General features: G+C 63.6%; 17 protein-coding genes. 6 read left to right on the top strand and 11 right to left on the bottom strand.

The genetic code is table 11. The features are described 5' to 3' along the window. Positions 1–3: 3 nt before the first annotated feature. Both F3H98_RS12470 and F3H98_RS12465 read right to left on the bottom strand, forming a co-directional pair. Entirely contained in the window at positions 4–570 is a 567-nt protein-coding gene (locus tag F3H98_RS12470; RefSeq protein ID WP_149760481.1) for a helix-turn-helix transcriptional regulator, read from the bottom strand. A gap of 16 nt (positions 571–586) precedes the next feature. Further along, positions 587–1,459, bottom strand: a complete 873-nt coding sequence (locus F3H98_RS12465; RefSeq protein ID WP_149760480.1) for a S1C family serine protease — start codon at positions 1,457–1,459, stop codon at positions 587–589. A 164-nt stretch (positions 1,460–1,623) separates the two neighbouring features. Here F3H98_RS12465 and F3H98_RS12460 point away from each other — a divergent pair, with 164 nt between their 5' ends. Beyond that, a complete protein-coding gene (locus F3H98_RS12460) occupies positions 1,624–2,592 on the top strand; it encodes a S1C family serine protease (RefSeq protein ID WP_149760479.1) in 969 nt (322 codons plus the stop codon). Between the two features lie 145 nt (positions 2,593–2,737). On the opposite strand, the gene F3H98_RS12455 is transcribed toward F3H98_RS12460, so the two are convergent. Beyond that, positions 2,738–3,403, bottom strand: a complete 666-nt coding sequence (locus F3H98_RS12455) for a 5-formyltetrahydrofolate cyclo-ligase (RefSeq protein WP_149760478.1) — start codon at positions 3,401–3,403, stop codon at positions 2,738–2,740. Positions 3,404–3,778: 375 nt separating this feature from the next. Between F3H98_RS12455 and F3H98_RS12450 the strand changes: the two genes are divergently transcribed. Further along, complete coding sequence (locus F3H98_RS12450; protein WP_149760477.1) at positions 3,779–5,260, top strand: coiled-coil domain-containing protein; 1,482 nt, start codon at positions 3,779–3,781, stop codon at positions 5,258–5,260. A 119-nt stretch (positions 5,261–5,379) separates the two neighbouring features. On the opposite strand, the gene F3H98_RS12445 is transcribed toward F3H98_RS12450, so the two are convergent. From F3H98_RS12445 to F3H98_RS12435, 3 genes are read right to left on the bottom strand one after another with little or no spacing between them, the layout of a single operon-like run. Next, positions 5,380–6,273 carry an NAD-dependent epimerase/dehydratase family protein gene (locus tag F3H98_RS12445; protein ID WP_149760476.1) on the bottom strand — a complete coding sequence of 298 codons (894 nt, stop codon included), beginning with the start codon at positions 6,271–6,273 and terminating at the stop codon, positions 5,380–5,382. After that, entirely contained in the window at positions 6,270–7,091 is an 822-nt protein-coding gene (locus tag F3H98_RS12440) for a glycosyltransferase (protein WP_149760475.1), read from the bottom strand. The genes F3H98_RS12445 and F3H98_RS12440 overlap by 4 nt, the downstream gene beginning before the upstream one ends. Positions 7,092–7,119: 28 nt before the next feature. Next, positions 7,120–8,340, bottom strand: a complete 1,221-nt coding sequence (locus tag F3H98_RS12435; RefSeq protein WP_149760474.1) for an NAD-dependent epimerase/dehydratase family protein — start codon at positions 8,338–8,340, stop codon at positions 7,120–7,122. A gap of 165 nt (positions 8,341–8,505) precedes the next feature. Here F3H98_RS12435 and mprF point away from each other — a divergent pair, with 165 nt between their 5' ends. Both mprF and F3H98_RS12425 read left to right on the top strand, forming a co-directional pair. After that, positions 8,506–11,160: a bifunctional lysylphosphatidylglycerol flippase/synthetase MprF gene (gene mprF, locus F3H98_RS12430; protein WP_244621686.1), complete on the top strand. Its 2,655-nt coding sequence runs from the start codon at positions 8,506–8,508 to the stop codon at positions 11,158–11,160. Further along, the gene (locus F3H98_RS12425) at positions 11,157–12,530 is read left to right on the top strand and encodes a virulence factor family protein (RefSeq protein ID WP_244621685.1); all 1,374 of its coding nucleotides are present in this window, start codon (positions 11,157–11,159) and stop codon (positions 12,528–12,530) included. The genes mprF and F3H98_RS12425 overlap by 4 nt, the downstream gene beginning before the upstream one ends. Before the next feature lie 105 nt (positions 12,531–12,635). Here F3H98_RS12425 and F3H98_RS12420 read toward each other — a convergent pair whose 3' ends face one another. Then, positions 12,636–13,196: a Kazal-type serine protease inhibitor domain-containing protein gene (locus tag F3H98_RS12420; protein WP_149760473.1), complete on the bottom strand. Its 561-nt coding sequence runs from the start codon at positions 13,194–13,196 to the stop codon at positions 12,636–12,638. A gap of 144 nt (positions 13,197–13,340) precedes the next feature. Here F3H98_RS12420 and F3H98_RS12415 point away from each other — a divergent pair, with 144 nt between their 5' ends. Both F3H98_RS12415 and F3H98_RS12410 read left to right on the top strand, forming a co-directional pair. Continuing rightward, positions 13,341–13,856, top strand: a complete 516-nt coding sequence (locus F3H98_RS12415) for a hypothetical protein (RefSeq protein WP_149760472.1) — start codon at positions 13,341–13,343, stop codon at positions 13,854–13,856. Between the two features lie 83 nt (positions 13,857–13,939). Continuing rightward, positions 13,940–16,351 carry an arylsulfatase gene (locus tag F3H98_RS12410; protein ID WP_244621684.1) on the top strand — a complete coding sequence of 804 codons (2,412 nt, stop codon included), beginning with the start codon at positions 13,940–13,942 and terminating at the stop codon, positions 16,349–16,351. Positions 16,352–16,402: 51 nt separating this feature from the next. On the opposite strand, the gene F3H98_RS12405 is transcribed toward F3H98_RS12410, so the two are convergent. The 4 genes from F3H98_RS12405 to uvrB form a co-directional block, all read right to left on the bottom strand. Beyond that, positions 16,403–16,996 carry a dienelactone hydrolase family protein gene (locus tag F3H98_RS12405; RefSeq protein WP_149760471.1) on the bottom strand — a complete coding sequence of 198 codons (594 nt, stop codon included), beginning with the start codon at positions 16,994–16,996 and terminating at the stop codon, positions 16,403–16,405. 35 nt (positions 16,997–17,031) lie between these two features. Further along, positions 17,032–18,069: a phosphogluconate dehydrogenase (NAD(+)-dependent, decarboxylating) gene (gnd, locus tag F3H98_RS12400; RefSeq protein WP_149760470.1), complete on the bottom strand. Its 1,038-nt coding sequence runs from the start codon at positions 18,067–18,069 to the stop codon at positions 17,032–17,034. Positions 18,070–18,282: 213 nt separating this feature from the next. Further along, positions 18,283–18,717 (bottom strand): VOC family protein, encoded by a 435-nt coding sequence (locus F3H98_RS12395; RefSeq protein ID WP_149760469.1) that lies wholly within the window; start codon positions 18,715–18,717, stop codon positions 18,283–18,285. A gap of 253 nt (positions 18,718–18,970) precedes the next feature. Continuing rightward, positions 18,971–22,075 (bottom strand): excinuclease ABC subunit UvrB, encoded by a 3,105-nt coding sequence (uvrB, locus tag F3H98_RS12390; protein ID WP_149760468.1) that lies wholly within the window; start codon positions 22,073–22,075, stop codon positions 18,971–18,973. Positions 22,076–22,416 lie beyond the last annotated feature (341 nt).

Below are 22,416 nucleotides of genomic sequence, written 5' to 3'. Positions count from 1 at the left end.
GCCTTACAGGTAAAGCAGGCCCTGCCTGACCCCGATGGCGACCGCGTCGGCGCGGTTCTGCGCATGAAGCTTGGCGAGCACGGCGGCGACGTGGAACTTCGCCGTGTGCACCGAAATCCTGAGCTGGCGGGCAATCACCTTGTTGGACGCACCGTCGGCAAGCAGCGACAGCGTTTCCATCTCGCGCGGCGTCAGCGCGATGGACGAATGGGCGTTTGACACAATGCCGTCCGCCTGAACCGTGTCGACGCCATTACCCGCCTCGCCGCGCTCGAGGCGGTAGCCGGCCGCCGCGATCCGCACCGCGGCACCGACAAGTGCAGCGTCCGCCGAGAGCGGCAACACGGCGCTAACATTGGCAGCGGCAACAGTCTGGCCCAGCACGACATGCGGCGTTTCCCCGTCGAGTGGTTCGCCATCGGTGACGATGGCATCGACGTGGCCCGGCGGCTCCAGTTCGGATGGCATCGCCACGATCATCCCGTCGTGCTCGGCAAGCATATGCGCGAGTTCTTCCGCACGCTCCGCGTCCGAGAGCGCGACCATCACGGTAAGCGGGAACTCAGCCATCCATCCTCGCTGCCATTCAGGAACGCGGGCGCGCGCCGATCGTCACTTCCACGCGGTGCGGGCCGCCGCCCCGCAGCAGGCCGAGCGCCACCGTCTTGCCGACGCTGTCGGGGCCGAGGCGGCGGATCACATCGCGCACCCCTTCGATGTCTTCGCCGTCCCAGGACGTAACGATGTCGCCAAGCAGCAGGCCCGCCTTCTGTGCTGGCCCGCCCTCCTCGAGGTTCATCACCATGGCGCCATGGGCACCCGCCTGGTGTACCGGGTGCAATCCGGCCCCGAGATAACCGCGCGGCATATGCCCTTTCTCGGCAAGCGTTGCGGCAACGCGCTCGACCGTTTCGGACGGGATGACCAGCGCCCGCCGGCGCGGGCCAAACAGCACCAGCCCGACAAAGCCGCCGCGCGCGTCGATCGCCGCACCGCCCTCGGCGCGGCCATCGAGGCTTGCGGAAAGCCTGATACGGCGGTCGATCAACCCACCCCGCATGCTGCGCCAGGCAGGTCCCGCTTCCGAGACGATGCCATAGCCGGCAAGCACCGATCCATCTCCCCGGCCGACGGCGATCACCAGGTTTCCGGCTTCGACCGGATCAGCGGATTTCAGAGCAGGTGCGCCTGCCGGCGCCTCGGATTTCAATATGGCAATGCCGGTCGTCGGATCGCGCCCCACAAATTCGGCCGGCGCGGTATCGCCGGACGGCAAGGTCAGGGTAATACCGTCTTCGGTTTCGATCGTCTCGCTGGCGGCGACGAAAAGGCCGTCGCGCCAGTGAACGGCGCTCGACGCATGGTGGCGGCGGGCATGGACGGCGGCGATTGCCGGCGCGGTGGCGGCGACGAGGCCGGCGATTTCCCGAGAGAAATCCGCAAGGCTGACATTCGGCATGATCATTCTCCTCAAATGCGATGCGAGGAATCTCGTCGATTTCGCCAGCCGGTCCAACTCGCCGCACGGCTAGGTTCGGCCTGTACTGGCCATTCGGGCAGGTCGCGCCGGGCCTGGCCGAAAACTCATATAAGCATCGACAACCGCCGACGCAGGAGAATGCGATGCTTGACCGAGCGGACAATACGAACAATTCCGAAAACCCCGGCGACGGGCTGCTGCTTGACGCCTACTCGTCGTCGGTAGCGAACGCCGTGGAAACGGTGGGCCCAGCGGTCTGCCGCGTCGAGACGCCGGCCGGCCGCCGCGCCGGCCTCGGTTCGGGCGTGGTCATTTCCTCCGACGGACTGGTCGTCACCAACAGCCATGTCGTCGGCCAGGCAAACACGGTGAAGGTCATCGTCCCGGATGGCGCGACAGCCGAGGCGCGCGTCCTCGGTCGCGATCCGGACACCGATATCGCCCTGCTTCGCGCCAATTCGAATTTTTCGGCGGTAGCCGAACTGGGTGACAGCAAATCGCTGCGCCGCGGCCAGATCGCCATCGCGATCGGCAATCCGCTCGGCTTCGACTGGACAGTCACGGCGGGCGTGGTCTCGGCCCTTGGCCGCAGCATGCGGGCCTCGACGGGACGGCTGATCGACGACGTCATCCAGACCGACGCTGCACTCAATCCCGGCAATTCGGGCGGACCGCTGGTGGCGACCAACGGCAAGGTGATCGGCATCAACACTGCCGTCATCCAGGGCGCGCAGGGCATCGCATTCGCCGTCGCCGCCAACACCGCCCGCTTCGTGGTCTCGGAAATCATGCGCCATGGGCGGGTGCGGCGCGCCTTTGTCGGCATTTCGGCCGACACGGTGCCATTGCCGAGGCGGGCAGCGCTGGCAGCCGGCCTCGCAACCGCAAGCGCCTTGCGGGTCCGCAGCATGGAGACCGCCGGCCCGGCGGCTCAGGCTGGCGTCGCGGTCGGCGACCTGATCCTTTCGGTCGACGGGCACGCCGTCACCGGCGTCGACGATCTGATCCGGCTGCTCGACGGCGAACGCATCGGCAAGAAAGTCGAGCTGACGGTCGTGCGAGCAGCCAGGATTACCTCTCTGGTGGTAACCCCGATCGCTCGCGTTTCCTGACCGGCTCGTGCTGCCGGCGGTCCGGCAACGCACCTGCGGAAAATCTAGAGCAGTTCCGGTTCTTTCAGAACCGGTAACTCGCTCTGACTATTTGTTTTGCCGCATTTGTGCGGACGCCAAATGATTCCATTTGGCTGCAAAATGCTTAGTCCGTGACGATCGCGCTCATCGGGATGTCGTGCGGCTGCGGGTAGATCGTCGGGATCGCGGCCATCCTGTAGCCCACGCCGATCACCAGCGGCCTGGCGGGCATCGCGGCCAGGGTGCGGTCGAAAAACCCTCCGCCATAGCCCAGTCGGTATTTTCCCGGATCAAAACCGACAAGCGGCGCGATCACGACCGTTGGCTGCACGGGCTGGCCCTCAGCGGGAACCGGGATGTTCCAGACACCCTTTTCGAGCTTGTCGCCCTGGCGCCAGGCGCGAAAGATCAGCGGCTGACCCTTCTCGATCACCACCGGCAAGGCGATGCTGCCGCCGCGCTCGAATACCGTTTCCATCCAGGGCCGCAGGTCCGGCTCCCCGCGGAAGGGCCAATAAAGACTGATCAACTGGTTGGAAACATTGCCGATTACCTTGTCGAGCCCATCCGCGATGCGGCGCGCCATTGCAGCGCGTTCGTCTGCGGGGATCGCCAGCCGGGCGGCGATGAGACGCTCCCGTTCGGCCTTGCGCCAGCGCATGACGTCGGCCCGCGCCTGGGGAGCGCTTGGCGCATTCGTCGAGAAGCCCGGCTGCAATTCGTGCATGAAACATGGCGGCGAAGCATAGGCCGCCACACCTCTTTCCTGCTCGTCATCGGTATCGGACATGATTGTCGCCCCTCAGTCTTTCACACAAACCTAGCGCTTGGAGCCACGAGACACCTTCCTTGAAACGACGGCCAGGACAACTTTGACGCCAAGCCAGCATCGATGCACACCGGAGACGAGCAAGGATAGGGAAGACGTCAGGCACGCGCATCCCGGCTGGCGAGAGCAGGGCAAATTGGGATTAGAACAAATTTCTTAAAATCGAAATCAATACATTTTCGCAAAAAAAGAGTTGCGACAACCAAAAACACAGCGATTTACTATACTTAGTTTTGATGCTTCAAGGACGCTTCCCCATGGGAATGCCAGGATGTTAAGATAGGTTACCAAACAATGAAGAGAGAGTGCTTAGTTCGTTAACGCGGGGTACCAGTCATGAATTTCATGGGTCTCATGAAACGCGGCGAAAAAGAAGACAAAGCTTTCGAGGAATTACAGGACGAGATGGCGGAAGCCCTCGACGAAAGCCTTTTCATGGAAGATATCCAGCCGGCAGCCGAGGCCACGGAAGACGCGGAAGCTTCGGAGTCGCTGGAAGACAATTTGATCTCGGTGGAGGAGCTGCTGGCCGGCGACGAGGATGCCGAGCCGGAGGAAAGCGAACCGGCCGATGAGAATGCGCAGCCGGCGCGGCGCCTGACCTCGCACACGCAAAACCGGCTGGCGGCCCTGGCGTCGTTCGACGAGCTCTATCACGACGCGCAGCAATGTCTGCAGGAAATCAATGCGAAAGTGGCCGAAGTTACCACATCGCATCACCTGACCCGCGAATTCTTCAACATCATTCACTCCGACATCCATCGCGCCAACGAGCAGGAATTCACCAACACCACGCTGATGGCCGAAAACAGGAAGCTCCACGACCAGCTTCACGAAGCCGGCCGCCGGCAGCAGGAGCGCGATAACGCCGTCGAAATGTTGCAGTATCGCGAAACCGCCCTGCTCCAGGACAAGGAAAACCTGCGCAACGCGCTTTCGGCGGCAAAACTGGAACTGGTCGAAGCGACCAACACGATATCGCGCAACGAGTCCGAACTGGGCGATCTGGTGAAGACCTTGTCGACAAGGACCGTCGAGGCGGAGAGGCGGCTGCGCGAAAACGAGGTGCTGCGCGAAAAGCACGTCAATCTCTCGATCGACCTCGACAACGCGCTGAAGCGCGAAGCCGAGGCGCGCCGTAAGCTGGACGAGATTTCGACGATCCACGCCAATGAGGCTTCGCGTTATTCCGAACTGCTCGCCACGCTCGCCAAGAGCGAAAAGGAGGTCATGCGGCTTCAGAAAGTCCACGAAGGCGCGCAGATGAAGCAGGCCGAGATGCTCGAAGCCGCCCGCAATGCCGACGCGGAACGGGACTCGGAGGCGCAGCGCGCCGCAGCCGAAATGCGCGGACTGAAGGCGGAAATCCAGAACCTGCAGTCGCGGCTCGAACTGGCGGCCGACGAACGGGCCGAAACCGCAAACGATGTCGCGCGGCTGAAGGTGCAATTGAGCGACGCCCTGGCCGAACGGCAGGTCGCCGAACAGAAGCTCGCCGCGCTCCGCAAGGAGAACGAAAGCGACAAGCTGCATCTTTCGGCCGCCAGCGCCAACATTTCGCAGCTGTCGCTCCAGCAGGCTTCGGAGCAGATGCAGCTCGATATTCACAAACAGGAATGCGAAGACCTGCGCGCCGAGATTGCCACGCTCAACGACCGTATTAAGGAGTTGCTGCCATTCGAGCGGCTCTACCGCGTGGCCAAGGCAAGGCAGCGCGAGGCAACCGGCACACCGGAAGTCGGCGGCGCCGCGATTGCCGATGCGGCGAGAGGCGCCGGCAGGCGGACCAACGGCTCAAACCGCCGCCGCGCCAGCTGAAAGCCTCAGGACGGCTTCCAGGGCGGTTCCGGTTCTTTCAGAACCGGTAACACGCTCCAACTATTTGTTTTGCCGCATTTATGCGGACGCCAAATGATTCCATTTGGCTGCAAAATGCTCTAGCCGGCCGCTTGCGACCGGACGAAGTTTTCGAGCGATGCGACGCCGCCGGGACGCCAGCCGAGCGCCCGTATTTTCGCGGTGGCCATGACATTCGCCGCGGAATGGTCGGCGCGGTCCGGCAACGGATGCAAACTTCCGGCGCTATCGCGAAGCATCGACAGCAGATCGTGGCGGTCGACAAGCAGGTCCGAGACGTTGAAGATTTCGCCCGACACCTTCGGTTCGGGCGCCTCAAGCATCAACCGCACCGCCGCGCCGACATCGTCGCCGTGAACCTCGGTTCCCGCGCGTGGCAATATCGGCCGGCCAGCGAGATAGTCGCGGAAGAGATCCGCCCATTTGTCCTCGCGGCCGTGGCCGCCCGGTCCGTAGACGCCGGTGACGCGCAGGCTGGCGCCGCAGAAATCTGCCCCGCTCATGGCCTTCAGATCTTCTTCGCTCGCCAGTTTTACCTGGCCGTAGAGCGTATCGGGATGCGGCGGCGTCTCTTCATCGAGCAACGCGCCGGCCGGCTGGGTGCCGTAAACGGCACGGCTCGAAAGAAAGACCGCGCGGCTGACGCCCCGCGCCTTCGCGGCCGCGAACAGTGCTGCCGAACCCTCCCTATTGCGGAAGCGAAAGCCGGCCGCGTCGTCGCCCTCCCCGCCACGGTATTTTCCCGCCACATGATCGAAGGCGGCGTGAATGAAGCAATCGATGCCGTCGAAAGCAGCGGACTGGTCACGCGACGGGTCAAGCGTCCCTTCGACAAAACGCACCGGTGCCGAAAAGAAACCCTGCGGCGGCGCGGTGCGGCCCATCACGGTGACTGCGTGCCCCGCCGCCAGCAGGTTTTCGACGATGAAGCGGCCGACGAAACCGGTGCCGCCGGAAACCAGCGTCGCCGTCATCTGGCGGGCGCCGGATTGTCCAGGCTGGCGATGTCGGGAATGCCTTCGCCACTGTGGAAGGCGTGCCAGAGATCGATCAACGGCTTGAGCTTCTCCGCCTTCGGATGATCACGTTCCCACGGCTTTTCATACTGGTAGTGCACGACGGCGATCGACTTCCAGTCCCACAGTTCCGGCAGGTTGAACCAGACATATTGCAGCATGTTGGAAAACACCGGCAGGCCATGCCAGTCCGGGAAAAACTCCTGCAGGAAACTCTGGTCGGTGCGCTTCCAGAAAGCGCCGGGCCGGTCGAGCTTTTCAAGCATCGCGGCAAATGTCGTTTCCGAAGGCGCGGCGACGAACACTCCGGAATTCAGCCGGTGAAAATCGGCCAGTGTTTCATAGACATTGGGCGCGGCGGAAAATTCGGGGTAGCCGAACAGCCTGTCGATGTTTTTCAGCACCAACGCGTCGGCGTCGATGAACACGCATTTTTCGTATTCGGTCAGCTGCCAAAGCCGCAGCTTGGCGAAATTGTCGAGCGGCGTGTGGAACGCCGGCTTGTTGCCCTTGGTGAATGGCGCCTCGGCATGCAGCCTGGCGCGTGCATGCCGCTCGTTGAAGGCATCCGATGTCGGCAGGAGTTCCGCGAGGATCAATCTGGCGCCGAGGCCGGCCAGCGGCGTCAAATCGTCGGCGACCACGCCGCCGGTGTGCAAAACGACGATATCCGCCTGCGTGCCGGTCAAGCGCAGGGAGCGGACCAGCGCCAGCGCACCCATCGCATAGTCGCGATTGGTGACGAGCGTCACATAGGCGTGGCGTCCGGCGCTCAACGAATTTCGAATCCGGGCCGAACCGAAGTCACGACACGCTCTTCAGCCGCTTGCCCTCTGGATCGCGCTCGATGGTGGCCGCGATATCCTTTGTCCAGGCCGAAACCGCCGGCACGCGGTTGCGGTCGACGCGATAGGCGTATTTCTTCGCCACGTCGACCACTTCCGAGAGCAGGCCTGTCTCCAGCGTGATCGGTTCGAGGCCGAGTTCGAGGAACTGCTCATTATGCACGACGAGGTCGTTCTCGGCGGCTTCCTTGCGCGGATTGGGCAGGTAAGCGACCTTGGCGCCGGCCATGCCGGCAACCAGTTCGGCCAGATCGCGCACCCGGTGCGTTTCGGTCATCTGGTTAAAGATCTTGACCTTTTCCCCGCGCTTCGGCGCATTCTTGAGCGCCAGTTCGATGCAGCGCACGGAATCCTGGATATGGATGAAGGCGCGCGTCTGGCCGCCGGTGCCATGCACGGTCAACGGATAGCCGATGGCCGCCTGGATCAGGAAGCGGTTGAGTACGGTGCCATAATCGCCGTCGTAGTCGAACCGGTTGATCAACTGCACATGCCGCCTCGTCTGTTCCGTGTGCGTGCCCCAGACGATGCCCTGATGCAGGTCGGTTATCCTGAGGCCGTCGTTCTTGGCGTAAAACTGGAAAAGCAGTTGATCCAGGCACTTGGTCATGTGGTAGATCGAGCCGGGATTGGCCGGATAGAGGATATCCTGCTTCACCGTCTCGCCGCCGATGGTTTCGATGCCGACCGGCAGATAGCCTTCCGGGATCGCCGCGCCGACAGTCGAATAGCCGTAGACGCCCATCGTGCCGAGATGGACGAGATGGGCGTCGAGATCGAGCTCGACCAAGGCATTGAGCAGGTTGTGAGTGGCGTTGACGTTGTTGTTGACCGTATAGTTCTTGTGGCGGTCGCTTTTCATCGAATAGGGGGCTGCGCGCTGTTCGGCGAAATGGATAACGGCGTCCGGGCGGTTGTCGCCCAGCCAGCGCTTCAGCACTTCGTAGTCGCGCGCCAGGTCGATCAGATGGAAATGGATGCGGCGCCCGGTCTCCTGGTGCCAGATGCGGGTGCGCTCCTGAATCGAGTCCATCGGCGTCAGCGACTGCACGCCGAGTTCCGTGTCGATCCAGCGCCGCGACAGATTGTCGAGAATGTGGATCTCGTGGCCCTGGTCGGAGAGATGGAGAGAGGTTGGCCAGCCAACGAAACCGTCCCCACCGAGAATCGCAATCTTCATCGAATCACTCCGCTCAATGCGCCCTGGCCACCATCGGATATCCGACATTTGTGACAGAAATGAAATACCAATGAACCGGCGGAAGACAGCCCGAACATATCTCAAACATACTTCATTTCGCGGCGATGTTGTCGAAATCCGGCCTTGATCGGGGAGCAGAGAGCCATGAAATCTGCTGCATCGATCGATGTTCAAGCCATGTCCACTGCCGAAGGATCTTCAGCCGCATTAGCGGGACGTGATGACGAACCCGCCACCGCCAGGCGCACAGGCCTGCCCGTGAAACGTTTCCTGTTGCCCGTCCTCGGCGTCGCCATCGTCGCCATCGCGGTGTATGTGCTGCACCAGCTGATACACGGCATCTCACTGTCGGGCGTGTTCGATGCTGTCGGGCAGATACCCACCCTCCACCTGGCCTATGCGATCGGCTTCACGGCGCTGAGTTTCGCCGCGATCGCACTTTACGACGTGGTGGCGGTTGAAACGGTAGCGCGCGGCCGCATTCCGCGGCACGTTTCGGCGATGGCTGGCGCAGCCGGCTATGCCGTCTCCAACGCGCTCGGTTTCTCGCTGCTCACCGGCGGTGCGCTGCGCTATCGCATCTATGCGGCCGAGGGCATCCCGGTTCAGGACATCGGCCGCATCATCGGAACCTCCTGGCTTTCGATCTGGATGGCATTTGCTGTTCTCGTCGGCATTGCGCTGCTTGCCGATCCGCAAGACCTGCCCTGGCTGTCGCAACTTGGCCCCGGCATCGATATCGCGCTCGGCGCGGCCATCGTGGGCGGCATGGCGCTTTTCATTTTCTGGCTTTCCGGCGGCGAGCGCACCTTGACGATAGGAAAGGTTTCGGCGCGGCTGCCGAGCTCGCGCGGCGCAATGATCCAGATCGCCGCCGGCATAGTCGACATCTCGGCTGCCGCTGCCACCCTTTATGTGCTGATGCCCGACACTGTGACGACCGGCCCGATCGTCTTTGCCCTGGTCTTCGTGCTGGCCACCGTCGTCGGCATCGCCAGCCATTCGCCCGGCGGCCTCGGCGCATTCGAGGCGACGATCATCGCCGCGCTCGGCATCGGCCGCAACACCGAGGCGCTGGCGGCCCTGCTCGCCTACCGCGCCATCTACACGCTGCTGCCCTTCCTGGTCGCGACGCTTGGGCTCATCGTCTCCGAGATCATCCGCCATCGCGAACATGTCGGCAAAGGCGTGCGCACCACCGCGCGGCTGCTCGAGCCGCTGGTGCCGCCCGTTTCGGCCGGCATAACATTCCTCGGCGGCATCATTCTTTTGTTTTCGACGGCTACTCCCGCGGTCTCCGACCGGCTCGAATTCCTGGCGGATTTCATTCCCTTGCCGTTCATCGAGCTGTCGCATCTGGGCGCAAGCTTTGTGGCCGTCGCCATGCTGATCGTCGCGCGCGGATTGGGAAGGCGGCTGAGACGCGCCTGGGTCGCCGCCCTCATCCTGTTCGGCTGCGGCGCCGTGCTGTCGATCTTCAAGGGTTTCGATTGGGAAGAGGCGATGCTGCTCTGCCTGCTCTCGGGCGCGCTTGTGGTCTTCCGCGACTCCTTCTACCGCGGCAGCGCCAGCCGAATTCTCGATCTTTCCTGGGGGTGGCTGGCGAGCGTCGGCACGACAGCGCTTGTGGCGCTCTGGATCGGCCTCTTCGTCTATCGCCATGTCGAATATTCGAACGTGCTCTGGTGGCAGTTCGCACTGCAGGCCGATGCGCCGCGTTTCCTGCGCGCCGCCGTCATGGTCGCGCTGGTCATCGCCGCCGTCGCGCTCGATACCGCCATCCACAGCCGCGCCGACCGCAAGCATGTGGCCGGGACGATACCGCCGGTCGTCCCGGATTTGGTCGCCCAGGCCCACGATACCTCGGCGGCGCTCGCCCTGCTCGGCGACAAGCAATTCCTGATGGCGCCAGGGGACCGCGGCTTCATCATGTATGCGCGCTCCGGCGGCAGCCTGATCGCAATGGGCGAGCCCGTCGGCGATCCCGAAACCCGCGTGGAACTCGCCTGGTCTTTCCGGGAGATGGCCGACCGGCTCGCCGCTCGCACGGTCTTCTACGAGGTCGGCCCCGACAGCCTGCCGCTGTTCCTGGACATGGGGCTGATCGCGCTGAAGCTCGGCGAGGTCGCGCGCGTCGACCTCACCCAATTCTCCCTCGAAGGGCCCCGCCGCCAACCATTGCGTTACGCGGCGCGCCGCGCCGAGAAGGACGGGCTCGTCTTCGAGATCGTGGACAGGGCCCGCGTCCCGGCGATGCTGCAGGAGTTGCGGGCGGTGTCGGACGCCTGGCTGGAGGGCAAGGGTGGCAAGGAGAAGGGTTTTTCGCTCGGCTTCTTCGACGAGAACTACGTCAGGCATTTCGATTGCGCAGTCATGCGCAAGGGCGACGAGATCGTCGCTTTCGCCAATGTCTGGCGCAGCGGCGACCTCGAAGAGTTCAGCGTCGATCTGATGCGCTCCAAGCCTGGGGCGCCCGCCGCCACTATGGAAGCGCTTTTTGCCCGGCTGCTGCTCGCGGCGCGCGATGAAGGCTTTCGCTGGTTCAATCTGGGCGCGGCCCCGCTGTCTGGCCTGTCCGACAGCCGGCTCGCCTCGCGATGGAACCGCTTCGGCTCGTTCCTCTACCGGCGTGGCGCCGATCTCTACAATTTCGACGGCTTGCGGGCGTTCAAGAACAAGTTCGATCCGGTCTGGACGCCACATTACCTGATCTGCCCGCCCGGGCTCGACACGCCCCGCGCCCTGATCGACGTCACCACTTTGATCAATGGCGGCCCATTGGAGATGATGCGCAAATGACCCTGCGAAAACTGCTCATTCCAGGCGCAATCGCCGCCGTCGCCGCGGCCGCCTGCGGGTTCTATTTCCAGGATGCGATTGCGCGCCTCTACGATCCCGGCCCCGCCGTGACCGTCGACGGCGACCAGTTGGAAGCTATCCCCGTAATGCAGCCGGACGGCCCCGCGACAGGGCTCGTAATCCTCGTTTCCGACAAGGGTGGGACAAAGAAGGCTGACCGCGACTTTGCCGAGGCGCTGAAAAAGCGCGGCCTGATCGTTCTGCCGATTGATCTCGAAATGTGGCGCAAGCAGCTCGACGCGGACGACGGAGAATGTGTCTATCTCGGCTCCGACATCGAAGAACTGGCGAAGGAAGCGCAACGCACCCTTTCGCTCGACAGCTATTTCCATCCCGTCGTCGCCGGCCTGGGAGAAGGCGGAACACTGGCCTATGCGGCAGTGGCCGACGCGCCGGCGGCAACCGTTGCCGGAGCAGTCGCGCTCGATCCCGCGCCTGTGCTGCGCACCCGACTGCCAGTCTGCGAAGGCGCCAAGCCAACGCCCGAAACGGGCGGCGGCTTCTCCTACGCGCTCGATGCGCCGCTTCCGGCGACGGCCGTGCTTGTGAGCGAACAGCCGCTTGCCGGCGAAAGTGCCGTCGGAGACGAGCGGTTCAACCGTACTATCGGCAAGACCTCCGCCGATCCCGCGGCCCGAATGGCCATGGCGCTCGACGCGATCTCCGAAGCAGCCAAGCATGACGCGCTCGCCCAGGCCTTGCCGATCGTCGACATCCCAACGACCACCAAGCCGCAGGCGCTTGCCCTTTTCTATTCGGGTGACGGCGGCTGGCGCGACATCGACAAGTCGGTCGGCGACTGGCTGGCCCAGCATGGCGTGCAGGTGGTAGGCGTCGATTCACTCCAGTACTTCTGGTCGGAACGCTCGCCGGAAAGTGTCGCCAAGGACGCCGCCGACATCATCGCGCGTGCCGATCCTTCGGGAAAACTGCCCCTGGCGGTGCTCGGTTATTCCTTCGGCGCCGACACATTTCCTTTCGCCTGGCCGAAACTCCCGCAGGAACTGCGCGACCGCATCCGGTTCGTCGGACTGCTCAGCCCCAGCACTTCGACGCGCTTCCAGGTGACGGTGGGCAGCTGGCTCGGCCTCGACGGCGACCATCCGGTCGTACCGGCAATCGCGGCGCTTCCGCTCGATCGCGTGCTCTGCGTCTATGGCGAGGACGAGGAGGATGACACCGCCTGCGTTGATCCCGCTCTTGCCGCGATGCGGAGGTTGAAGGTTGCCGGCGGCCATCACTACGACGAGGATTACGGCGCGCTTGCCGCCAAGCTGCTTGGCTTGATCACCGCGCGCGAAGGCGCCTGAAGCTCCCGCTCAGAGCGGTTCCGGTTCTTTCAGATAACTCGCTCCAACTGCTTGTTTTTGCCGAAGCCCCGCGCAAGCGGGGCTCCGATGTGATTGAAGGCTGCCTCAGCAGGGGCCGTCCGCGACGACCCTGTAGCCGGCATTGTCCGCCTCGCAGGAATTGGAGAAGGTCTGGCGTTCACCGCCGCGACGCCCGCACACCGGCGCATATTCGCGGGTGCAGAAGCGCGGTTCCTCGCCACCGCCGCCACCTCCACCGCCACGGCATTCGCCGCCGAAGATGACGCGGAAACCGGCGTTCTCCGCCTCGCAGGAGTTGGAGAAAGTCTGCCGTTCGCCGCCGCGACGCGCGCACACCGGCGCATATTCGCGGGTGCAGAAGCGCGGTTCCTCGCCGCCGCCACCGCCGCCGCGGCATTCGCCGCCGCGGATCACCCGGTAACCCTGCGCCTCTGCCTGGCACGCGTTCGGGAAGGTCTGGCGGTCGTTGCCGCGCCGGGCGCAGACCGGATCGTATTCGCGGGTGCAGAACTGTGGCCGCTCGGGCGGCAGCGGGCGCGGTCCGGGCCCCGGCCCGGGAACTTCCTCGACCACGCAAGCCGAAAGCAACGTGCCGAACAGCAGCGCCAGCGCCCCCAACCGGAAAAACGAAGCGAAAAATCTCATAAATAATCTCCCTCGGCCCCACCCACCGTAACCGCTGTAGCCCGAAGATGCGCTGCCCGCCACGCCAAACGCAATCGCCATCTTGCGAAACATCCGGTTCGTTGCGACGATGCCGTCGTGATGGCCGGGCAGGAAACCCATTCCGTGCTTGTTTTCGATACGCCGAAGAAACTGCGCCGCTTCCATGTCGCGGCCATGGTGATCGACGAAGAGAACAATTCCGTCTGGGTGGGCGGCTTCCTCAACTGGCCGGAGCGGCCGGAGGCGGAGGACCTTCTGGAGCATTACCGCGCCGACGCCATCGCCGCTTTCGCCCATCAGGACATCGACGATGCAAGGCCGGCGACGATCCACGTGGCGCAAGTGCACGAACTGCCCGATGTGCCGCGCACGCCCGTCGGCCCGCCGCCGAAGCACTGGCATATCGATCTCGATTTCGTTTGCCACAACGTGAAATTCGGCATGCTGCTGGAAGCGGTGTTTTCGTGGCCGGAAGAGCCCAGCGGCGACACGCTTTCGGCCATGACGCACGTGATGATCGCCGACGCGCTGTCGGTGCGCGGCGAAGGCCCTTCATGGGCTGACGAGGCCGAAATCGTTACCATCGCCGTGCGCGAGACCGACGAACCGACGACCTATCCGGAACTTCCGGCGGCTTGATGCGTGCCGATATTGGTCACATGGCCAGCAAGTCAAATTGACGCATTGCTGACGATAAGGCCCCTACAACCGGTAGTAGATGCTTGAAATTCGTCCCGTGGCAGGCGATGCTCCTAATTCTTCGAGTAGGAGCGTTGGTCATGCATCGTAGGTCTCTGTTTGCGGGAGCGCTAATAGTCAGCAGCGCACTATTCGGTTGGCAAATTCCCGCTATCTCACAGCAGTCCACTTCCGCGCAGACCCCATCCGTGCTGCCTCGGCCCGACTACCGGTTCAAGGGCGAGATCGGCCGCACCGTTTCGGACTCCGATCCAGCGCAGTTCCCGCCCCCCGTCACCGCGCCCGCGAACGCACCGAATGTGGTGCTCATTCTGCTCGACGATGTGGGATTCGGACAGTTTGGCACCTTTGGAGGAGCCGTCCCCACGCCGGGCCTCGACAAGCTGGCCAACGAAGGTCTTCGCTATAACCGGTTCCATACCACGGCTATATGCTCCCCGACCCGAGCAGCCTTGCTCACCGGTCGCAACCACCACGTCGCTGCGACTGGAGGTATCGCCGAATCCGCTACCGGTTACGACGGCTACACGATGACCATACCGAAGAGGACAGGCATGGTGGCTGAAGTGCTGCGCCAGAACGGCTATGCGACCGCCTGGATCGGAAAGAACCACAACACCCCCAACTGGGACATCAACCCCAGAGGCCCATTCGACAACTGGCCGAATGCCTGGGGCTTCGACTACTTCTACGGATTCATGGGCGGCCAGACCAGCCAATGGAACCCAATGCTGTGGGAGAACCACAATCTGGTCCCGTCCTCGCCCGATCCGAACTATCATCTGACAACCGACCTGGTGGACCGTGCGATTGGCTGGGTCGACAACGTGCAAGCCGTCCCTGGCAGACCGTATTTCCTTTATCTCGCGCCGGGGGCGACCCATGCGCCACACCAAGCGCCGAAGGAGTGGATCGACAAGTTCAAGGGCAAGTTCGAAGGGGGCTGGGATAAATATCGGGAGGAAACCTTCGAGCGGCAGAAAAAGCTCGGCGTGATCCCCGCCGACGCCAAGCTCACGCCACGGCCAAAGGAAATTCCGGCATGGGATTCGCTCGAGCCCGACCAGAAAAGGCTCGCCTCGCGCATGATGGAAGTATTTGCGGGCTTCACCGCACAGACCGACTATGAGATCGGCCGTTTCCTCGATGCCCTTCGCAACCGGCCGGGCTGGGAGAACACGCTTGTCGTCTACATTGTCGGCGACAATGGCTCCAGCGCGGAAGGCGGCTTGATCGGAACGATTGACGAGATCAGCTACTACAACGGCTTCGAAATGCCGTGGCAATCCGCATTGCCCAAGATCGATGAGATCGGCGGACCGACCTTGCACAACCATTTTCCGGTCGGGTGGGCCTGGGCGATGAACACGCCCTTCCAGTGGACCAAGCAGGTGGCCTCTCACTTCGGAGGAACGCGAAATCCCATGGTGGTGTCCTGGCCGGCGCGCATCAAGGACAAGGGCGGGTTGCGATCGCAGTTCCAGCACGTCATCGACATTGCGCCAACGATCTACGAAGCCACGGGCATTACTCCGCCCGAGGTTCTGAACGGCGTGAACCAGGATCCGATTGAAGGTAAAAGCATCGCTTACACGTTCGACGACGCGGCGGCGAAGGATCGCCGCCGGACGCAATATTTCGAGATCTACGCCAATCGCGCCATCTGTCACGACGGATGGTGCGCGGCGTCGCTGGCCAACGTCCCGTGGCTCGCGCAGAAGGAACCGGTTGATGTGGATAAACTCCCCTGGGAGCTCTATAACATCGATCGGGACTTCTCGGAGGCGGACAATCTCGCCGCCAAGGAGCCGGAGAAGCTCCGCGAACTGCAGGAATTGTGGTGGGCGGAAGCCGCCCGCAACCATGTGCTTCCCGTGGATAGCCGCCCGCTTGCCGCCCGCATCAAGCCCGACGAGCTTCCGAACCCGACAAGGGGTTTGAAGTCATTCACCTACCGTGCCGGGGTCGGCAGCATCATGGAGGGAAGCGCTCCCCACCTCACCAACACATCGTTCAATCTGACCGCCGATCTCGACATTCCTGCCAACGGTGCGGAAGGGATGCTGTTCACGCTTGGAGGCTATACTGCCGGGATGGGCTGGTACGTGCAGAACGGCAAGCTGGTGTTCAGCTACAATTTCTTCACAGAGCGCACGCGCATCGAATCGACAGAGCCGCTCCCGCCCGGCCAACAAACCGTGCGCGCCGAATTCGTCTATGACGGCGGCGGCATGGGCAAGGGCGCGGCGGTCAGCCTTTTTGCTGGTGAAAAGAAGATCGGCGAGGGACGTATCGAGCGCACCGTGCCGGTCGCCTTCTCCTCGTTCGATGGTCTCGATGTCGGGCTGGATCGCGGCGCGCCCGTCGATTTCACTTACAAGCCGCCGTTCACCTTCACCGGCAAGCTTGACCGCGTCACGGTCGATTTGAAGTGATCGGTTGCCCGTAAAGCGCTTGAGCGGACGAAGCTGATCGTCCGCTCAAGCTCAGACACGATCCAGAAATTCGAGCACCCGTCGGGTGAGCAGTTCGGTGGCTTCCGCGTCGAATGACGGCAGCGAACTGTCGGCAAAGTAGTGCTGATTTCCGGCGTACAGGAACAGCTGCGCATCCCTGGCCTTCGCCACGATCTCGCGGGCGGCGTTGATGTCGCCTTCGCCGACGAAAACGGGATCGTTGTCCATGCCGTGGATTTGCACGGGAACACCTTCCGGCCACGGTCCGAAGGCCCATTGCCCGCTGATCGGGAGGCAGGAGTAGAAGAGCAGCGCCCCGCGTGCGCCGGGACGTGTCTGTGCGAGCTTCTGGGCGGGCAGCACACCGAACGAGAAGCCGGCGTAAACGAGGTCGGATGGCAGCGTGGCGGCGATGCTCACGCCACGCTCGCGCATGTCGTCGAACCCGATCCCGCCGATATAGGCGAGGCCCTCTTCGATGCTTGCGAATGTGCGCCCGTCAAACAGGTCTGGCGTGTGCACGATATGTCCTGCGGCATGCAACGTGTCGGCGAACTCGCGCACGCCTGGCGTCAGCCCCTGCGCATGATGAAACAGCAGAACCTCGGTCATCTCCGCCTCCATTGGCGAGAAACCCCAGCCGGCGAGATAGAGAGCGATTATTCCTTCGGCTTCTCCGCATGCCCGCCGAAAGCGTAGCGCATCGCCGACAGGAGCTTGTCGGCGAAAGCGGATTCGCCGCGCGACGAAAACCGGTCGAACAGCGCGGCCGAAAGCACCGGCGCCGGCACGCTGGTGTCGATCGCCGCCTTCAGCGTCCAGCGGCCCTCGCCGGAATCGGAGACACGGCCCCCGTAATTCTGCAGCGCCGGATCGGCCTTCAGCGCGCCGGCGGTGAGGTCGAGCAGCCAGGAGCCGATGACCGACCCGTGGCGCCAGACTTCCGTTACGGCCGGCAGGTCAATGTCGAAGCGGTAATATTGCGGCTCGCCGAGCGGCGTGGTTTCGGCGTCGGCCGGACGGTGGCTGTCGCCGGCATTGGCGGCTTTCAGGATGTTGATGCCTTCGGCATAGGCCGCCATGACGCCATATTCGATGCCGTTGTGGACCATTTTCACGAAATGGCCGGCGCCGCTCGGCCCGCAATGCAGGTAGCCAAGGCGGGCGGTGCCAAAATGATCGAGCGGGGCGCCGGGACCGGCGGTGTCGCGTGCCGGCGAAGTGTCGGGCTCGGCGCCGGGGGCCAGCGCGGCAAAGATGGGGTCGAGATGTTTCACCGCCTCGTCCGGCCCGCCGATCATCAGGCAATAGCCGCGCTCCAGACCCCAGACGCCGCCGCTGGTGCCGACATCGACATAGGCAAGGCCCTTCGGCTCCAGCCGGCTAGCCTGGTCGACGGCGTCGCGATAATTGGAGTTGCCGCCATCGACGATGATGTCGCCCTTCTCCAGCAGCGGCTCGAGCTTGGCAACCTGGGCGCCGGTGATTGCCGCCGGCAGCATCAGCCATGCAGTGCGCGGCTTTTCGAGCTTCTGCACAAAGTCTTCCAGCGAAGCAGCCGGCGTTGCACCCTCTGACGCCAGACCCGCGACGGCTTTCTGGTTGATGTCGTAGACGACGCAGCTATGCCCGGCGCGCAGCATGCGGCGCACCATGTTGGCGCCCATGCGCCCGAGCCCAATCATTCCGATCTGCATATCGCTGTCCCTTGCATGAATCCCGATGCGCGCAGTGTAGCCACGATAGGAGACAATTGGGACGGGGATCGCGATATTTCGAGTGCGGCGAGCAGATACCGGAAGCGGAAGCCGCCAGGAGCTACATGAACGGCGGAAGCCGCCGAGGGTCATGCATTCATCGCCGCCCAGCGCGAAGGTTATGCCGGGCGGCGAAAACTTGGACTCTCTTCGTCAGGCAGGCTTCACCGGCGCGTTCATCGCCCAGGCGACGCCGAACGGGTCCTTGAGTTGGCCCCAGCGGTCGCCCCAGAACATCACGTCGAGCGGCACCACGACCTCGCAACCGGCGTCGACTGCGCGCTTCCACCAGGCGTCGATATCGTCGCCGAGGATGAGCTGCATCGTATAGCCTTGCGCCTCCTGATGCGGATGGCCGTGCTCGGGATAGGCATCGGCGAGCATCAGCGAGCTGCCGTTGACATAGAGATGCACATGCATGGTGCGGCCTTGCTCATCCGCCGGATAGTTGAAGACCAACTCGGCACCGAACGCCTTGGCGTAGAAGTCAGCGGCCTTCAGCGCGCCGTCGACCTGCAGATAGGCAACGAGGCCGCCGAGCACTTTCGGAGCGGGATAAGTGGTGGCCTGTGTGCTGGTGTCGTTCATGTCAAAGTTCCTCTTTTGGTTTGTGCCACTGTGGCTGCCTGAAAGACGGGCGGGATTGCTGCTAGCCGACATTGTCCCGCAAAGTTTTTCGGTTTGAACCATTGGCCGCCGATATGGAACCGACCGGTTATGTAACCTAGTGGTTCTATACGAAGCGAAAAGGATGCTGTCAAGCGCCCCGGTCGGGTGCGACGATCACCGCGAAACGCGGTGACACGGGATGATGCGACGTGGTGCCCCGATGCCGGGCAGCTTACTGCCCCGGCCGGCCGGTCTTGCCTGGGCGGCGGGTCTGGCGGCGCTGGTCGGCCGGATCCTCGTAGGAACCTATGCCGGCGCGCTCGCGGCGAACGGGCTTGGCGTCGTCGGAAGGTAGTTTAGCCGGCTTCGTACCCTGAACCGGCTTTTCGGTGCGCCGCACCGTCATCTCGTCGAGCGAATTCTTGCGGAAAAGGGATTTGGTGTCGTCGGGCGTGCCGTAGTCGGAGCCGTGCGCCTCGGCCGCCGTCTGCTTCTTGAACAGCGAGCGGGAGATGGCGCCGGCCGGCGTCACCGCATCGGTGCCGGGCCCCATATCGTCGAGCGAAGGTTTCCTGAACAGCGGCTCGCGCTTGACCGGCACCACCCCGTCACCGCCCATCTCGTCGAGATGCGGCTTGCGGAAGAGGTTGGGCCTTTTGGCAGCGGCCGCCGCCTCGGCGGCGCGGGCGGCATCCAGCTTGCGGAAACGTTCCTGCTCCTCGGCTGTCCGGTGCTTCGCCACACCCTTGTTGTGCCTGCCCTTCTCCCGGCCGGAGACCGGGCTTTCGCTTTCGGCGTATCTGGCCAGCGGGTCGTCGGAGATCGACAGTTCGAGTTCGCGCAGCCGCTTGATCTCGTCGCGCAGACGGGCCGCCTTCTCGAAGTCGAGATCGGCGGCGGCGTCGCGCATCTGCTTGGTCAGCGCCTCGAGATGGGTCTTCAGATTGTTGCCCATCATGGCGCCGGCATCGTCGGTGAACTGCGAGATGTCGGCCCGCACGTGGTCCTGCTCGTAGACCGAGTCCAGGATGTCGGAGATGCGCGACTTCACCGATTCCGGAGTGATGCCGTTGGCCTCGTTCCATGCCATCTGCTTCTCGCGACGGCGGTTGGTCTCGGCCATCGCCCGCTCCATCGAACCGGTGATCTGGTCGGCATAGAGGATGACCTTGCCGTCGACATTGCGCGCCGCGCGGCCGATGGTCTGGATGAGCGAGGTTTCGGAGCGCAGGAAACCTTCCTTGTCGGCGTCGAGGATGGCGACGAAGCCGCATTCGGGGATGTCGAGGCCCTCGCGCAGAAGGTTGATGCCGACCAGAACGTCGAAGGCGCCGAGGCGCAGGTCGCGCAATATCTCGATGCGCTCAAGCGTGTCGATATCGGAGTGCATGTAGCGCACGCGGATGCCCTGCTCGTGCAGGTATTCGGTGAGGTCCTCGGCCATGCGCTTGGTCAGCACTGTGCACAGCGTGCGGTAGCCCTTGGCCGTGGTCTCGCGGATTTCGCCGACGACATCGTCGACCTGCGTCTTGGCGGGGCGCACCTCGACCGGCGGGTCGATCAGTCCGGTCGGGCGAATGACCTGCTCGGCGAAGACGCCGCCGGACTGCTCCATCTCCCAGCCGCCGGGCGTGGCCGACACTGCGACCGAAAGCGGGCGCATGGCGTCCCATTCCTCGAAACGCAGCGGCCGGTTGTCCATGCAGGACGGCAGCCGGAATCCGTATTCGGCGAGCGTCGCCTTGCGCCGGAAGTCGCCCCGGTACATGCCGCCGATCTGCGGCACGGTTACGTGGCTTTCGTCGACGAAGACCAGTGCGTTGTCGGGGATGTATTCGAAGAGCGTCGGCGGCGGATCGCCGGGGCGGCGGCCGGTCAGATAACGCGAATAGTTCTCGATGCCGGCGCAGGAGCCCGTGGCCTCCAGCATCTCCAGGTCGAAGCGGGTCCGCTGCTCCAGCCGTTGCGCCTCGAGCAGGCGGCCGGCCTTCTCCAGTTCGGCGAGACGGTGCTGCAGCTCTTCCCTGATCGACTTGATCGCCTGGTTGAGCGTCGGCCGCGGGGTGACGTAGTGCGAGTTGGCGTAGATCTTCACGGACTTCAGGTCGCCGGTCTTCTGGCCGGTGAGCGGATCGAACTCGGTGATGCTCTCGATCTCGTCGCCGAACAGCGAGATGCGCCAGGCGCGGTCCTCAAGGTGGGCCGGAAAGATCTCGATCGTGTCGCCGCGCACGCGGAACGAGCCGCGCACGAAATTGATGTCCTGGCGCTTGTATTGCTGGGCGACAAGGTCGGCGAGCAGCGCCCGCTGGTCGAGGCGGTCGCCGATCTCCATCTGGAAGGTCATCGCCGTATAGGTCTCGACCGAGCCGATACCGTAGATGCACGAAACCGAGGCGACGATGATGACGTCGTCGCGCTCCAGCAGCGACCGCGTCGCCGAATGGCGCATCCGGTCGATCTGCTCGTTGATGGAGCTTTCCTTCTCGATGAAGGTGTCGGTGCGCGGAACGTAGGCCTCTGGCTGGTAGTAATCGTAATAGGAGACGAAATATTCCACCGCATTGTCTGGGAAGAACTTCTTGAACTCGGCGTAGAGCTGCGCCGCAAGCGTCTTGTTGGGCGCCAGGATCAGCGCGGGGCGCTGCGTCTCCTCGATCACTTTGGCCATGGTGAAGGTTTTGCCGGAGCCGGTGACGCCGAGCAGAACCTGGGTGCGGTCGGCATTGTCGACGCCTTCGACCAGATCCTTGATGGCAGTGGGCTGGTCGCCTGCCGGCTCGAAATCCGACACCATTTTGATGGCGATGCCGCCTTCCGACTTTTCCGGACGCGCCGGCCGGTGCGGCACCCACAATTCACCGTTCTTATGCAGCGGGTTGCCGCTTTCGATCAGCGCCGACAGCGCCGCGACCGTGGCGGTGACGCCGCTGTTGGACAGGGTCTCGGCATCCTCCAGCGAGATATCGAGGCCTGCTACCGGGTTGAGGCCGACGGCGGCGCGCTCCCTGGCCGAAGCGGCGCCACCCATCGAGGTGCCGCGCGCCGTCTTGGTCGGGGCGGACGAGCGTTCGGGGACTTTCTTGGGTTTCGAAGGTTTCCGGCGTCCCTCTTCTTCCGCCTCGCGCTCGATCTGCTCGGCCCAGTCCGATACCGAACCGGTCAGCGGCGTACCGGACAACGCGGGCTGCGGCGCTTCCTCGAAGCCACCGCGATGCAGCGGCTCGGAGGCATCGAGATAATCGGTGACGCCATTGCCGCCGCGGCGCTGTGTGCCACGCGGCTCGCGGTCACCGGGTTTTGCGCCGGAGGACTTTTGCTCGGGAGATTTCGCCATACGGCCAATATGGGAAGAATCGCCGGAAATGGAAAGAGCAGGCCGGGCGAAAGCGGATCGCCAAGGCCACCTCCTGACAGAGGGGTGTCAGGAGCATGGCGTCGAAAATGCCATCTATCCCCGGCGTCGATCCACCCGCCTCCTACTTCGCAATGCCTCGCCTTCGTAACTTCGATCGGCAACGATATTTTTTCAGTTCCGGAGCTTGCAAGCAAAACCGATACTGATGATCTGTCATACAATCGCAGACGACCGCGTGGCTGTTCATACAGGCCTTCGGCCCGCAACAACGCCGCGCGCGATTATCCCATATTTGGAAATCTCATTTCGGGCTTCGTCCA

The sequence above is a fragment of the Neomesorhizobium albiziae genome (genome assembly GCF_900114255.1).
Lineage (GTDB): Bacteria > Pseudomonadota > Alphaproteobacteria > Rhizobiales > Rhizobiaceae > Neomesorhizobium > Neomesorhizobium albiziae.
Note: the sequence above shows the minus strand (reverse complement) of the source record. Positions and strands in the feature narration are given on the sequence as shown.

Excerpts from the sequence above, each read along its gene's own strand:
- F3H98_RS12465 (WP_149760480.1), bottom strand. The coding sequence starts at position 1,459 with ATGCCGAATGTCAGCCTTGCGGATTTCTCTCGGGAAATCGCCGGCCTC.
- F3H98_RS12450 (WP_149760477.1), top strand. The coding sequence starts at position 3,779 with ATGAATTTCATGGGTCTCATGAAACGCGGCGAAAAAGAAGACAAAGCT.
- F3H98_RS12420 (WP_149760473.1), bottom strand. The coding sequence starts at position 13,196 with ATGAGATTTTTCGCTTCGTTTTTCCGGTTGGGGGCGCTGGCGCTGCTG.
- F3H98_RS12405 (WP_149760471.1), bottom strand. The coding sequence starts at position 16,996 with ATGGAGGCGGAGATGACCGAGGTTCTGCTGTTTCATCATGCGCAGGGG.
- F3H98_RS12445 (WP_149760476.1), bottom strand. The coding sequence starts at position 6,273 with ATGACGGCGACGCTGGTTTCCGGCGGCACCGGTTTCGTCGGCCGCTTC.
- F3H98_RS12455 (WP_149760478.1), bottom strand. The coding sequence starts at position 3,403 with ATGTCCGATACCGATGACGAGCAGGAAAGAGGTGTGGCGGCCTATGCT.
- mprF (WP_244621686.1), top strand. The coding sequence starts at position 8,506 with ATGAAATCTGCTGCATCGATCGATGTTCAAGCCATGTCCACTGCCGAA.
- uvrB (WP_149760468.1), bottom strand. The coding sequence starts at position 22,075 with ATGGCGAAATCTCCCGAGCAAAAGTCCTCCGGCGCAAAACCCGGTGAC.
- gnd (WP_149760470.1), bottom strand. The coding sequence starts at position 18,069 with ATGCAGATCGGAATGATTGGGCTCGGGCGCATGGGCGCCAACATGGTG.
- F3H98_RS12395 (WP_149760469.1), bottom strand. The coding sequence starts at position 18,717 with ATGAACGACACCAGCACACAGGCCACCACTTATCCCGCTCCGAAAGTG.
- F3H98_RS12435 (WP_149760474.1), bottom strand. The coding sequence starts at position 8,340 with ATGAAGATTGCGATTCTCGGTGGGGACGGTTTCGTTGGCTGGCCAACC.
- F3H98_RS12470 (WP_149760481.1), bottom strand. The coding sequence starts at position 570 with ATGGCTGAGTTCCCGCTTACCGTGATGGTCGCGCTCTCGGACGCGGAG.
- F3H98_RS12425 (WP_244621685.1), top strand. The coding sequence starts at position 11,157 with ATGACCCTGCGAAAACTGCTCATTCCAGGCGCAATCGCCGCCGTCGCC.
- F3H98_RS12460 (WP_149760479.1), top strand. The coding sequence starts at position 1,624 with ATGCTTGACCGAGCGGACAATACGAACAATTCCGAAAACCCCGGCGAC.